The following is a 12,756-nucleotide window of genomic DNA, read 5'->3' as shown; positions in this document are numbered from 1 at the left end:
TCCTGTTTCCTTAAATCTTGCCGCGTTGGCTTTCTTCTAACTGATAGACCAAAGCGATGATTTCGGCAATGGCTTCATACATTTCAACAGGGATCAGATCCCCGGGTTCTACTTGACGATAAAGGGCCCGTGCCACTTCACGGTTTTCGATCTGTGGGATATTTTCTTTCAGGGCTTCTGCTTTCATCCGCTGCGCCAGCTGATCTGCCCCTTTGGCCAAGACCCGAGGCACCCCTTCACTGCTGGCATCGTAACGAATCGCAATGGCGAAGTGGGTCGGATTGGTGATCAAAACCGTCGCTTCTTTGACGTTGGCGATGGCATTTTGGGTCATCGCACGGTACTTCGCTTTGCGCTGTGCTTTGACTTGCGGATCACCTTCCATTTGCTTGAACTCTTCTTTGACTTCCTGCTTGCTCATCATCAAGTTCTTACGATGGCTATAGCGCTGGTAGCCGTAGTCGACTACGGCTAAAATCATCAAGAAAATCGAAATCTGTAAAAACAATTCTTTGGCCCGCAGCAGCATGAACAGGATCGTTTTTTCCAACCCCACTTCACTCAAACCCAGTAAAACAGGGACGGCGGCTAAAAATTGTTGATAGCACAAGTAGACGATCACGCCGAATTTCGCCAATGTTTTGCCTAAATTCATCAACGAGCGCAAACTGAATTGCTGCTTGATCCCGCTGATGGGGTTCAGCTTTTTAAAATCTGGTTTGATGGCCTTGCCGGAAAACAACAGACCGACTTGGGCATAATTCGTGATAAGCCCGACTCCGAGCGCAACCAGAAAGACGGGCGCACACAACAAAAGCAGCAGCAAGATACTCTGCACCCCCAGTTTTGGCAGATCCGCCAAACTGGTTTGATAATCAGCCAGCTGCGCCAAACTTTGGGAAAAATAAGGCAAAAAAGAAGCGGCGAAAAACTGCCATAAAGACAGGATCAAAAATGAGAAGACCAGCAGCGAAACAGCAGCTGCTAATTCCTGGGTCTTAGGTACCTCCCCGCGTTTGCGGGCATCCCGCAGCCGCTTGGCACTGGGTAGCTCGGTTTTGCCATCTTTTTCTGCCATCTTCTCACCTCCTGCTGGCTGCCTGTTACTTTATTGAAAGGACTCGATAAACTCCTGCAAGTAGCGGACCGTATCTGGCAAGTGTTTGCCTAAGTACGAAAGGACATTGGGTAATAGCAAGAGAAACACCACAAAACTGATGGCAGTTTTCATCGAGAGACTCATCATCAAAATATTGATCTGGGGGATCGAACGAGAGATCACACCTAGCACGAGGTCCACCAACAGCAGCGCAATGATCATTGGTGCCGCAAGATTGACTGCCATCACCATCATTTGGCTGAAAAGTTTGACGATGCCTTCAACCGTCGTGCCTTGGATCACCACAGAGCCTAAGGGCACGATCCGAAAAGACAACAGCAGTGCTGTGATCAGTCGATGATGCAGATCAAGACCAAAAAACACAGCGATCGTCAGCCAATAGTACGTTTTGCCATACTGGGAAGAGGCGATTTGCAACGTCGGATCATAGGCTTGCGCCATCGAAAAGCCTACTTGAAAGTCGATCAATTGGCCCGCAATTTCCACGCCGGTAAAGACCAGCTGGCTCAAATAGCCCATCGCCATCCCAAACAGTACTTCTTTGATGACGAAAACCGTCAGCATAAAGAGGGAAAGCTCGGGAATCGCAGGTGCCGTCGGCAGACATAGGACCGTCAACGCCATGCCAATCACGATTTTTGCCAGTGACGGAAAATTTTGCTGTGAGAAGATCGGACAAAGGACGACAAACGCCAATATTCGACAAAAAATCAACACCGTCGCTTGAATCGTCGCCATCAGGTTTCCTCCTTACATTGCCGCAATCATTTTGAAGATCATTTCGGTAAAATTCAACAAGAGATTCAGCATAAAATTTCCCGCTAAGATCAAAGTCAAAAAAATCGCTAATAGTTTCGGCACAAAGCTCAACGTTTGTTCTTGGATTTGGGTAGTGGCTTGAAAAATACTGATCACCAATCCAACGAGCATGCCGACCAATAAGGCAGGGCCAGATATCGCTAAAATTCGAAGAAAGGCTTCCCTTAGCACATCAAGTACCATTTCTACTGTCATTTCCTCTTGGCTCCTTTCTTAGCGGCTATTGAAAGCTCTTGATCAGCGACTCCACGATCAGATACCAGCCATCCACTAAAACAAATAGTAAGATCTTGAAGGGCAGTGAGATCATGATCGGCGACAGCATCATCATCCCCATCGACATCAAGATACTAGAGACGACCAGATCAATGATCAAAAAGGGGATAAAAATCAAAAAGCCGATACTGAAAGCCGTTCGTAACTCACTGATAATAAACGCCGGTACCATAACGGTCAGAGGAACATCGTCAGAAGAATGATACTTTTCGGTCTCCCCATCAGCTTCCGCAAACAAGGCAATGTCTTTTTCCCGTGTCTGTACCATCATAAAGGCCTTGATCCGTTTTTCTGAGCGGTCAAAGGCTTCGGCTTGGCTGATCTCTTGTCGATCAAACGGTTCAATCGCTTGCTGGTAGACGTCGGTATACACAGGTTTCATAATAAAAAATGTCAAGAATAAGGCCAACCCGATCAACACTTGATTGGGCGGGTTTTGCTGTGTACCTAACGAACTGCGCACAAAGGACAAAACCATGATGATACGAGTAAAAGAAGTCATCATGATCAGCAAGACTGGTAAAAGGGAAAGCAGCGTCAGCAACAAGAAAGTATTGATCGTATCACTTGAGCCATTCCCATTCGACAATAAATTGTTAATGGTGGAACTGACGTCTTCCGTGTCTAACGCAAACGCCGTCTGCGGAAGCATCAGACTGCTGAAAAGGACCGCAGCCATGATCTTGATATCTCTGCCTTTGATCTTCATTTTTGCTTGCCTCGTTTTCCAGCAATTTCCGCCTTGGCTTTGTTGAGCCATTCAGAAAAGTCTTTGCCAGCTTGCACTTGGGTGCTTTCTAGGCTTTGCTGTAAAAAAGCGGCCGTTTCTTCTTGCGTCAACTCTTTGATGATCTGATTTTGCTGTTCAGAAAAGCTCATGACGTAACATTTGTCCATGATTTGGACGATCCCGATCGAAGACGACTTGCTGACGGCGATTTTTTGCAAAATACGCAACTGGTGATTGTGCTGGTTCGTGTAACGATTCAAATATTTCAAACTAATGTTGATCAAATAAAGAATAAGCAGCAAAAACCCAATCATTTTGACCAGCGATAAAAATGTTTCCATCAACATGCCTCTTTCTATTGGATCACTAAATCCGTCACATAAACATCCTTGGCGATTTCTGATCCGTATTCCTGATTAATTGTTTCTTTCAATGCTTTTTTTAAATTCGGTACACTTTCGGCGGAGCTCAAAATACCGCTGGCCTTTTGTTGGCGCAATAAGTTTACGACGCTGTCACGAATGACAGCCACATTTTTCGTGGCTTCCGCACTTTTTTCCTCATCCGCCACTAAAATCGATAAATTGACCTTCATGTATTGCTGCTCTTGGTTGTCTTCTTTTGACAGATTGACTAAAAATTCATCCAACGCCACGATCGCTTCGTCTGAGGAGATTTTGCTGCTGTCTTTTGCTGTTTCAGCAGCTGCTGTTTTTTCCCCCGTCAAAAAGTGATTCGTCACTAAGGTTCCGCCGATACTGCCGCCGACTACCACGATCAAGAGGATCGGCAGTAAAACAACCATGCTCAAGCCTTTTTTCTCTTTTTCTGCTTTTGGTACTTTTTCTTCTTTTGCCATCTTTCCCACCCTTACGTTTTCACTTGGTTCGAATGGATCACCGTATGATACTCGATCACCCGCTGCGCAACTTCTTGCGCAGCTTCCGTCACCACTAAGGTTTTGCCGTCTGTCAGTGTGATCAATGTATCCGGCATTTCTTCGATCCGATAAATCAATGTTGGATTTAAATAGAATGGCTTGCCATTCAATGCGGTCACTAGAATCATGGTCAAACTCCTCTCAATGATGAAGCGTCACGTTCTTAACGTTTTAGATTCAATAATTCTTGCAGCATTTCATCAGAAGTCGTAATACTTCTTGAATTTGCTTGATAGGCACGGCTCGCAATGATCATTTCGGTAAATTCTGTCGAAAGATCGACATTCGACATTTCCAAGGCACCTGCTTGCAGCGTTCCCGCTCCATTATTGCCGGGGCCTGCAACGATCGCATTTCCTGAGTTGCTGGTTTGGGTATAGTTGTTGCCGCCGACTTTTTCTAAGCCTTCTGGGTTATTGAAGGTTGCGACACCGACTTTTCCCATCACAAAGGTTTGATTGCCGTATTTTGCCAACACTAAGCCATTGGCATCGATTGCCATGGAGTTATAGGTCAAGGTTTCCCCATTGACGGTCAGTGTGCTTGGAATCGACAAGGGAGATACCGCACCTTGTCCGCTCAATGCCGTGTTTTCATCAAAGTTGTCATCATAGACAACTGGTTGACCGCCATTGACTGAACGACCTAAGACTTGCATCCCATCACTATTGGTCAAGGTTCCGTTGCTGTCGCGAACAAATGCGCCATCTCGTGTGTAATAGGTTTCGCCATTTGCTCCTGGTCCTTGTACCATAAAGTAGCCTTGTCCGCTGATATAAAAATCCATGCTGCGGCCAGTCGATTGCGGGGCACCGACTGTATTGATGGTATCGATGGAGCCCGTCTGAACCCCTAAACCGATCTGCGTTGCATTGATCCCGCCTAAGCCGTTGCCTGGTGCAGTTGCGTTAGACATCGTTTGGCTCATCATGTCTTGGAAAAGGACTCGACTTGATTTGAACCCAACCGTATTGACGTTGGCGATATTATTTGAAACCACGTCCATTTTCGTTTGAAGATTTTTCATTCCACTGACACCTGAATATAATGATCGTAACATGCTTATTTTCCTCCTTATGGTTGGCGTATTTTCCTCTGTCATTCAGAAAATACTTGCAGCCCCTTTTCAGTCCAGCTGCTATTTGATAAATGTGGCGCTGTCAATATTGGTGACGGTGTGAAGCTCATTCATCCCCATCGCCGTAATGATGGTTCGTGAATGGACATCGGCGATCAAGCCCATATCTTTGTAAACAAGCAGTGATTCTTTGCTGCCTTTTTCCGCTAGCTCGCTAAGCGCCGTTGAAAGGGATTGGTAATCATCGTCTTGTAAGGTCAATTCCCTTGCGGTCAAACGCTTTTGCGCATGGTGCGAGACTTTGATGTCGTTTTGTTTTTGTTCAAGCATTGAAGAGAAGGCTTGTTTGTCCACGGCTTTGCGGGGATTTTGATAAGGCTCCCCGGCAACTTTTTGCAGCCCCTGTTGAATCGTCAAACTCATTTTGCTTCGCCGCCAATCTCTTGGATCGCACTCATACTGTATTCTTTGCCATTTACGACGATCGTGGCGTAGCCATTGGCAAAGCGGACCTTTTCGATGGTTCCTGACAATGTTTCTGTGCCGTCCATCAGAGTGACTTGTTTATTGATCAAGCTAAAAGCTTGCTGCTGTTGCTGTAAAATCACCGAGGTCGTCAACGTTTCGCTCAATTCATTCAAGCTCTCTAAGGTCGTAAATTGAACCAGTTGCGAGATATAGTCGGTGCTACCACCACCAGAAGAATCGCTGCCTCCCATCGATGGGTTGCTCATAGATGCTGCTAAGATCTTCAAAAAATCATCCATGGAGATATCTGAAGATTTTTTTGTTTGCGTTAATGCCGATGTATTGGCAATACCGGCCGCAGCTGCTGTAATTTCATCTGCCATAGGTCTCCTCCTTTACACTAAAATACTGATCGCATGATCGATCGGTGCTAATTGCTGCTCTTCTTCAACCGTATTGCTTTGATGAAATGGCTTTTTGCTTTGTCCTTTTTGAGCCTGTAAAAAACGCTGTTGGTTTAACTGACTGTCACTTGCCATCATACTGCCGGCAAAGGATTGATTTGACAGCGGACCAGCCTGCTGGACAGAAGCTAACGTAGGTTCTTTGATTGCTAGGATCGGCTGCTCTTGCTTTTGCAAAACTTGCTCTAGCTCATGCTTGATGGACAGCAATAATTCTTTGGCTTGCGGCTGCTGAACGGTCAGTTCTAAGCGGCTGCCTTGGGCATTCGTTTCTAGAGAAAGCTGGATCGTGCCTAATTTCTCGGGAACGAATTGCAACGTGATTTTTTTCTCGCTTGACGTGCTGCTCGTTTGGACGAGTTGGGCAGTCGCTTTTGCTAAGGGCAGAGCCGCTTGCTCCATACTCGCTTTTGTTGGCGCTAGTCCTTGCTTGCTCAAAAGGGGAGAAACATCAAGCAGTTGCAGTGCTGGTGTCGCCATTTCATTGTCGGTTACTGCCGAAAAAGCAATGGCTTGTGCAGAAACAGCTTCCGTATTTTTGGCGACTGTTTCCTTCGTGCTTTGCAAGGTGCTAGTCGTATCCGTCGCTTGGTGGGTCACTGGCGACACTTGATCCAATGGTCCCGTTTGGCCCAATTGAGCGGTCCCTTCGGTGGACTGTTTCAGCTGTGCTTCTGTCGTCTGCGCAATCGCGGCTTTTGTTACTGAATCGATTTCCTTGAAAGTCGCGATCCCTTTTGCCGTGGACTGCTCTTCGCCTACTAAGTCTTCTGGCAAAGGCGTTTCAAGCGTTGGTGCTGCGGCTTCACTTCTATCATTTGTCATCAAATCCAGACCTTCAAGCGTAGACTCGGAGGGGTCGATGACTGTGGTGGCTACGTCTATTGGTGCTAAAGCTGCTGTGGCGCTTGTTTGGTTCTGCTCCGTCGTTACCATTGATGCCTGTGCCGCTTCCTGAACCAAGCCTGCAAAAGGTGTCTGGCTGATCTGGCTCATTTCTGGCGCTTGCGTCGTTGCAGATTGTTCAGCTGCTGAAGTGATTTCTGACTCCTGCGGCAGATGTTCCATACTGCTGGCCGTACCCATTTCTGGTGCGGCGGCGATTTGCTCCGTCATCCCTGATGTTTCGATAGGGGCTGGCAGGTTGCTGCCTGCTTGAACTGTCAGCTGTCGCATCATCAAACTGAAGACCTCTGGTGACGCCTCCATCTTTTTTGATTTGCTACCGACAGGTACAGCGGTTGCGGCACTTGTTGTGATCTCTTTCATTGTTCACCTCCTCTCAGCTGATGCTTTAAAACCAAGGTCATCTCATCACTAAAACATTAGTTCTTTAAGAAAATAAGGCGCGATTGCCGAACTCATCCAATTGTTTTTGCTCTTCCAATTGCTGTTCATAGGTGTATTCAGCAAATTGTTTTTCTCGCAGTTTTTCCACGATCTTGCGTTCCTGCTGCGCTTCTACCACTACCGATAAAGACTCTGCCAATTCTTGCTTCACGTGAAACATTTTGTTCTGAACCTCATCGATGGTGGCATTCAAAGCAAGCAAATAGCGTTGCTGCACTTGCATCCGCCCAATGGTCATTTCATTGACATCAAAAAGCTGGGCTTTTTCCTGTGCCAGCGTGTTCAGGTGCTGTTCTTGCTGAATCAACAATTGCTGTTTTTGGGCGTACGCTCGTTTGGCTTCTTGCTCAATGGTTTTTCGGTGATCCAATACTTTTTCTAAGGAAAAGTGAAATGCTTGCATGGTTGCTCCTTTATGATCTGTTTTACATGGTCGAACGCTGGCGCTCGATCAGCGCTTCTTCACTGAACAAATGCGCCAATTCAAAAATCGTTTGTTCAAATGGGATCCGCTCATCCACTTTTTGCTGTAAAAACCGTAGGATGGGGTGATGCAACGCGATCGCTTGGTCGGTCAACGCATTACTGCCGCTTTTGTAAGCACCGATATCGATCAAATCCTTGGCCTCTGCATAAACGGCCATGTTTTCTTTTAGTTCCCCCGCATGTTCATGCTGTTCCTCAGAAACGAGGGTCTTCATCAAACGGCTGAGGCTGTTTTGAATATCGATGGCAGGATAATGATTTTGAGCGGCGATTTTCCGTGACAACAGAATATGACCGTCAAGAATCCCCCGCACCGCATCAGCGATCGGTTCATTCATGTCATCACCTTCTACCAAGACGGTATAAAAGGCAGTGATCGAGCCTTTGTCAGACATCCCACTGCGCTCTAACAACTTCGGTAAAGCTGTAAACACAGAAGGGGTATAGCCTTTGGTCGTCGGTGGTTCACCTGTTGATAAACCGATCTCCCGCTGCGCCATCGCAAAACGGGTCACCGAATCCATCATCAATACGACTTTCTTGCCTTGATCGCGGTAATACTCAGCGATCGCCGTTGCCACATGAGCCCCTTTTAGTCGTACAAGGGGTGGCATATCGGAGGTAGCACAGACAACGACCGACTTGCGGTAGCCTTCTGGGCCTAGATCATTTTCAATAAATTCTTTGACTTCTCGTCCTCGCTCGCCGATCAAGCCGATCACGATGACATCTGCTTCGCAATAACGAGCCAGCATCCCCAATAAGGTACTCTTACCGACCCCGCTGCCAGCAAAAATGCCGATCCGTTGGCCAAGGCCGACGGTCAAGAGACCATCGATCGCCCGGACACCTGTCGGCATGATCTCAGCGATTTTTTGACGACGAAAGGGGTCAGGAGAATCTTGACTAACTGGATATTCTGACGCAGTTTCCAGATCCAGCGCCATATCTAACGGTCGCCCTAGTCCATCTAAGGTGTGCCCTAGTAGCGTATCATCGATTTTTACCGTCAACGATTTGCCAGTTGGCCGCACTAAACAGCCCGGTCCGATGCCTTCTAGCTGATCAAGGGGCATCAGGAGCACGGTTTTTTTCACAAAGCCCACGACTTCGGCTAAAGCTGTATGTGTCTTGTTTTGCAGTGCGACTTCACAGATTTCTCCTATGAAAACTGACAGCCCTTCGACTTTGATCAGCAGACCTACGACTTCGCTGACTTTGCCGTAAGTGGTAAAGAACGGCTGTGCTTGCGCTGTTTTGCGCAGCGCTGTGATCGGTAATTCAAACGTCATTCCTTCACACTGCTTTCTAAAAATTGGCTCAAAAAGCGAGCGATTTCTTCCCTCAGTTCAAAAACCACCAAGGCATTTTCAGATTCGATACAAAAATCGTGTTCCGCCAAGCCGTCATCTGCCATGAGTAAATAGCGAAACCCGCTGATCGTCTGTTTTTTGGTTTCCAACAATTCTCGCAACCCTGCAAGATGCTGCTCTTGGCTGCGAATAGTCACAAATTGATCGGGTTGTTCAAATTGCCATAGCACAGACTCCACAAAAGGCAGGAAGCCTGCTTGCTCGTCTGTAAAACGTTGATTGATCAAGGCTTCGGCGATTGCCGTGCCGTAAGCGATCATTTCTTGCTTTTTCTCTGAGCGAAAGGTGTTGATTTCAGAAACGGCTTCAGCGACATTGGCTTGGGCTTGTGTCATCAATGCTTGCGCGGCTTCTTTGCTGGCATTGAGTCCTTCTTGATAGCCTTGTTGAAAGCCGTCTGCTTGTCCTGCTTGAAAGCCTTCCGTTCTCGCTTCTGCTAGAATTTGCGCCGCTTGCGCTTGTGCATCGGTCAAGATTTGCTGTTTCAAGGCTTCCATTTGCTGCAGATGCCGTTCCTGCTCCAACTGGCGTGCACGTCTAGCCGCTTGCAGTTCTGGGTCTAAGCTCGGTTTCTCAATCGGCGCTTTGATGGTCGTATCCGTCAAAATACTGCGAGCAGCTTCAGTCGTTTTGACCGCCTGCTGCTTCAATAAACTGCTATTTGACCACTGCATCTTGGTCGCCCCTTCCGATGTAGATCTCACCGGTTTCATCTAGCCGTCGAATCACAGCCACCACACTTTGTTGGGCTTCTTCTACAGCAGACAAGCGGGTAGGACCCATAAATTGAATTTCTTCTTGCAGATTTTCCACCGCCCGTGATGAGAGGTTGGAGAAAATAAAGTTCTTGATGTCGTCGGTCGTGCCTTTAAGCGCTAAGACTAAGACATCGTTTTGAACATCTCGCAAGACTTTTTGAACATCCAAGCGATCGAGGGTCACGATATCCTCGAAAGTAAACAAGCTTGATTTCACTTCGTTGGATAGTTCCGGTTGCCGCTTTTCCAAGTCGTTCAAAATGTTCTTTTCAGTACTGCGGCTGACTGAGTTCAAGATTTCTACCAGTGTATGCACACCACCGACATTTTCCGTATCGTTCTCAATGTAATTCGAGAATTTGTTCTCGATCACTTTTTCAATCCGTTCGATCACCAAAGGCGACGTACTGGAGATCGTCCCGATCCGTTCAGCGATCTCCACTTGCAAATGATCGGGAAACTGTGACAAGACGCTGGCCGCTTTGTCCGGCTGCATGTAGCACAAAATCAACGCTACCGTTTGTGGATGTTCGCCGATCAACAGATTGGTCAACTGTTGAACATCGGCTTTGCGAGCGATATTAAAGGGCCGTTCCCGCAGCTGAATCTGAGTCAATACGTCAATGACTTCTTTGGCTTTTTGAGGGCCTAATGCTTGGTTCAGCAAATTTTTGGCATAATCGATCCCGCCGTCTAAGACATATTTGCGGGCCGTTGCGGTATGAGAAAATTCCTCCAACACTTGATCCCGCTCTTCGGGACTGACAAAGTCGATGTTGGCGATCTCATAGCTCACTTTTTGTATAAATGATTCTGGCAGCAGCTTCATGATCTTTGCAGAGGTATCTGATCCTAGAGAAATCAGAAGAATCGCTGCTTTTTTTACCCCGTCTATTGTATCCATGGCTGCCCCCTTATTTTTCTTTCATCCAAGCTTTGATCAATTCCGCCGCTACTTCAGGATTGCTTTCGGCATAATTTCTAGCCGTTTGATCCAATGTTGGTTCTCCTGTATGTTCTGCTGTGGCTTCTTGTGTGGATGCTTCTGGCACCGCTGGTTTCGTTTCAGCAGACCGGTTACCGACACCGCCAAAAACGACTTCTTGTGCAACCGGGTTACTCGCTCCGATGCTAGCAGCGGATGGTTGTGCAAAAGTGACCATTTCATCCGTCACATCCACTTCCAACTCGTCTTCTTTGCGTCGGCGTCGGATCACGCCAACGATCATTAAGATCACCAAGAACAAGGTCAACACGATACCGCCGATGATGGCATACTTGACATAACCTTTGGCAGCTGCAATCTGTTCATTCCCTTGAGGATCAGCGGCTGGATCAACCTCTGCTTGGGCAAAGTCAAACCCTTGGATCGCAATTTGATCGCCACGATCATTGTCATAGCCGACGGCGCTAGCAATCAACTGCTGCAATTCTGCTTGATCCGCTTGCGAAAGGTTCGCATTGATCACGATTGAGCTGGTCATTCGTTCGATCATGCCAGGAGCCGTAATGGTCGTAGTGGTCTCGGTATCCAATTCATTTTCAACGGAGCGACTGTAGGAATTGTTCCCCTCTCCGTCCGTGCCCGTCACATTGGAGACATTGTCATCCACAGTCCCTGTTTGGGCTTCTTGGACGGTCCCTTGCGAACCAGCAGCCTGCACTGTTTCACTCTTGATCTCTGGGTCATCATAAGTGACTTTCTTCCGCTCGATCGAATCAAAATTCAAGTCTAAATTGATCGACACTTGGAATTTGTCTGCACCATAGATCGGTGTCAGCAACTTCGCTACTTTTTCTTCTAGCGTTTTTTCATAGGAATCTTTGATGGCAATGTATTTATTGTTTAAGCCACTTAATTGACTGGCTTCATCTTCGGTTCTAGTCAACGTATTGCCCGCGCTATCAACGACTTTTACATTTTCAGGCTTCAGCTTTTCCACTGCGCCGGAAGTCAAGGTAACGATCCCTTGCACGGACTCGTCTGAGATTTGCTGATTTTTCAAGGACAACACGATAGAGGCCGTCGGCGCACTTTCCTCCGAAGAAAAGACACTTTCTTCTGGCATCACGAGTAAAACTTTGGCGGATTTGACCGCATCGATCGACTCGATTGCTCGCTGTAGTTCGCCCGTTACTGCCCGCTGATACATGATTTTGCGGTCTTCATCCGTTGTCATCATGTTGGCATCATCAAATAATTCAAAGCCTGTACTGGTATTTGGTAACTTATTGTCCACGGCAAGATTGATGCGGTATTCATCGACTTGGTCCTTATCGATCAAAATAGTCGTCCCATTGTCGGCTAATTTGTAGGCGATCTGCTGTTCATCCAAATCCTTGCTGATCGTTCCCGCATCGGCATCGCTTAGATCCGTAAACAAGATACCGTATTCAATTCGCGTATTTAAATAATAAACAGCTGCTGTGATTCCGAGAACGCTGATAACGGAAAGAACAACGATCATTTTCTTTAAAGAGCTTTGCATTTGCCAACGGTCTTTGAGTTGTTCTGTCCATTCTTTCACTTTATCCATCATTTATTCTTATTCCCTCACCCACTGCTAAAACTGCATATTTTTCACGTCATTGTAAGCTTCTAAACACTTGTTTCGTACTTGAACGGCTGTTTGTAGCGCCAATTGCGCCTCCGTCATGCGAATCATCACATTGCCTAGATCGCTTTCATCGCCGGTGATCAAATTGACAGTATCTTGATCCATGACCGCCGTTTTTTGATTCAACTGATCGACCGCATTGGTCAAGTAGGAAGAAAACTGGTTTTCCTTGGTGCCCACAACACTAGTCTCGTTTGAAGCAGCCCCCGTGCCTAGTGTCCGCAAAACGTTTTGGTAGTCTGTTAATCCTGTCGTTAAAAGTCCATCCATTTTCTC

At 46.9% G+C, this 12,756-nt stretch carries 17 protein-coding genes; all 17 read right to left on the bottom strand.

The annotated features are described in order from the left end of the window. Positions 1-10: 10 nt before the first annotated feature. Positions 11-1,078, bottom strand: coding sequence for an EscU/YscU/HrcU family type III secretion system export apparatus switch protein (locus IGI86_RS00600; RefSeq protein WP_430617643.1), 1,068 nt, complete (start codon positions 1,076-1,078; stop codon positions 11-13). A gap of 30 nt (positions 1,079-1,108) precedes the next feature. After that, positions 1,109-1,858: a flagellar biosynthetic protein FliR gene (gene fliR, locus IGI86_RS00595; protein WP_016619533.1), complete on the bottom strand. Its 750-nt coding sequence runs from the start codon at positions 1,856-1,858 to the stop codon at positions 1,109-1,111. 12 nt (positions 1,859-1,870) lie between these two features. Then, positions 1,871-2,134, bottom strand: coding sequence for a flagellar biosynthesis protein FliQ (fliQ, locus tag IGI86_RS00590; RefSeq protein ID WP_005232782.1), 264 nt, complete (start codon positions 2,132-2,134; stop codon positions 1,871-1,873). A gap of 25 nt (positions 2,135-2,159) precedes the next feature. After that, positions 2,160-2,924 carry a flagellar type III secretion system pore protein FliP gene (gene fliP, locus IGI86_RS00585; RefSeq protein WP_005232783.1) on the bottom strand — a complete coding sequence of 255 codons (765 nt, stop codon included), beginning with the start codon at positions 2,922-2,924 and terminating at the stop codon, positions 2,160-2,162. Then, a complete protein-coding gene (locus IGI86_RS00580) occupies positions 2,921-3,286 on the bottom strand; it encodes a flagellar biosynthetic protein FliO (protein ID WP_008376622.1) in 366 nt (121 codons plus the stop codon). Before IGI86_RS00580 ends, fliP begins: the two co-directional genes overlap by 4 nt. A gap of 14 nt (positions 3,287-3,300) precedes the next feature. Beyond that, complete coding sequence (locus IGI86_RS00575) at positions 3,301-3,804, bottom strand: flagellar basal body-associated FliL family protein (protein ID WP_413142563.1); 504 nt, start codon at positions 3,802-3,804, stop codon at positions 3,301-3,303. An 11-nt stretch (positions 3,805-3,815) separates the two neighbouring features. After that, positions 3,816-4,013 (bottom strand): flagellar FlbD family protein, encoded by a 198-nt coding sequence (locus tag IGI86_RS00570; protein ID WP_005226609.1) that lies wholly within the window; start codon positions 4,011-4,013, stop codon positions 3,816-3,818. Positions 4,014-4,048: 35 nt separating this feature from the next. After that, positions 4,049-4,945, bottom strand: coding sequence for a flagellar hook-basal body complex protein (locus tag IGI86_RS00565; protein ID WP_430617641.1), 897 nt, complete (start codon positions 4,943-4,945; stop codon positions 4,049-4,051). A gap of 78 nt (positions 4,946-5,023) precedes the next feature. Continuing rightward, positions 5,024-5,386 (bottom strand): hypothetical protein, encoded by a 363-nt coding sequence (locus tag IGI86_RS00560; protein ID WP_005232787.1) that lies wholly within the window; start codon positions 5,384-5,386, stop codon positions 5,024-5,026. After that, on the bottom strand, positions 5,383-5,814 hold the full coding sequence (locus IGI86_RS00555) for a flagellar hook capping FlgD N-terminal domain-containing protein (protein ID WP_003129052.1): 432 nt from the start codon (positions 5,812-5,814) through the stop codon (positions 5,383-5,385). The genes IGI86_RS00560 and IGI86_RS00555 overlap by 4 nt, the downstream gene beginning before the upstream one ends. A gap of 12 nt (positions 5,815-5,826) precedes the next feature. Further along, entirely contained in the window at positions 5,827-7,164 is a 1,338-nt protein-coding gene (locus tag IGI86_RS00550) for a flagellar hook-length control protein FliK (protein ID WP_005232788.1), read from the bottom strand. A 64-nt stretch (positions 7,165-7,228) separates the two neighbouring features. Then, positions 7,229-7,648, bottom strand: coding sequence for a flagellar export protein FliJ (gene fliJ, locus IGI86_RS00545; protein ID WP_005232789.1), 420 nt, complete (start codon positions 7,646-7,648; stop codon positions 7,229-7,231). A 22-nt stretch (positions 7,649-7,670) separates the two neighbouring features. Further along, positions 7,671-9,023 (bottom strand): flagellar protein export ATPase FliI, encoded by a 1,353-nt coding sequence (fliI, locus tag IGI86_RS00540; protein WP_008376625.1) that lies wholly within the window; start codon positions 9,021-9,023, stop codon positions 7,671-7,673. Beyond that, positions 9,020-9,778, bottom strand: coding sequence for a hypothetical protein (locus tag IGI86_RS00535; RefSeq protein WP_005232791.1), 759 nt, complete (start codon positions 9,776-9,778; stop codon positions 9,020-9,022). The genes fliI and IGI86_RS00535 overlap by 4 nt, the downstream gene beginning before the upstream one ends. Beyond that, entirely contained in the window at positions 9,762-10,766 is a 1,005-nt protein-coding gene (fliG, locus tag IGI86_RS00530) for a flagellar motor switch protein FliG (protein WP_005226586.1), read from the bottom strand. Before fliG ends, IGI86_RS00535 begins: the two co-directional genes overlap by 17 nt. A 10-nt stretch (positions 10,767-10,776) precedes the next feature. Beyond that, positions 10,777-12,399, bottom strand: a complete 1,623-nt coding sequence (fliF, locus tag IGI86_RS00525; RefSeq protein WP_050790974.1) for a flagellar basal-body MS-ring/collar protein FliF — start codon at positions 12,397-12,399, stop codon at positions 10,777-10,779. 27 nt (positions 12,400-12,426) lie between these two features. Continuing rightward, the gene (gene fliE / locus IGI86_RS00520; RefSeq protein WP_005232801.1) at positions 12,427-12,750 is read right to left on the bottom strand and encodes a flagellar hook-basal body complex protein FliE; all 324 of its coding nucleotides are present in this window, start codon (positions 12,748-12,750) and stop codon (positions 12,427-12,429) included. Between the last annotated feature and the right edge of the window lie 6 nt (positions 12,751-12,756).

The sequence above is a fragment of the Enterococcus sp. AZ188 genome (assembly GCF_050544075.1).
Taxonomy (GTDB): domain Bacteria; phylum Bacillota; class Bacilli; order Lactobacillales; family Enterococcaceae; genus Enterococcus_D; species Enterococcus_D entomosocium.
Note: the sequence above shows the minus strand (reverse complement) of the source record. Positions and strands in the feature narration are given on the sequence as shown.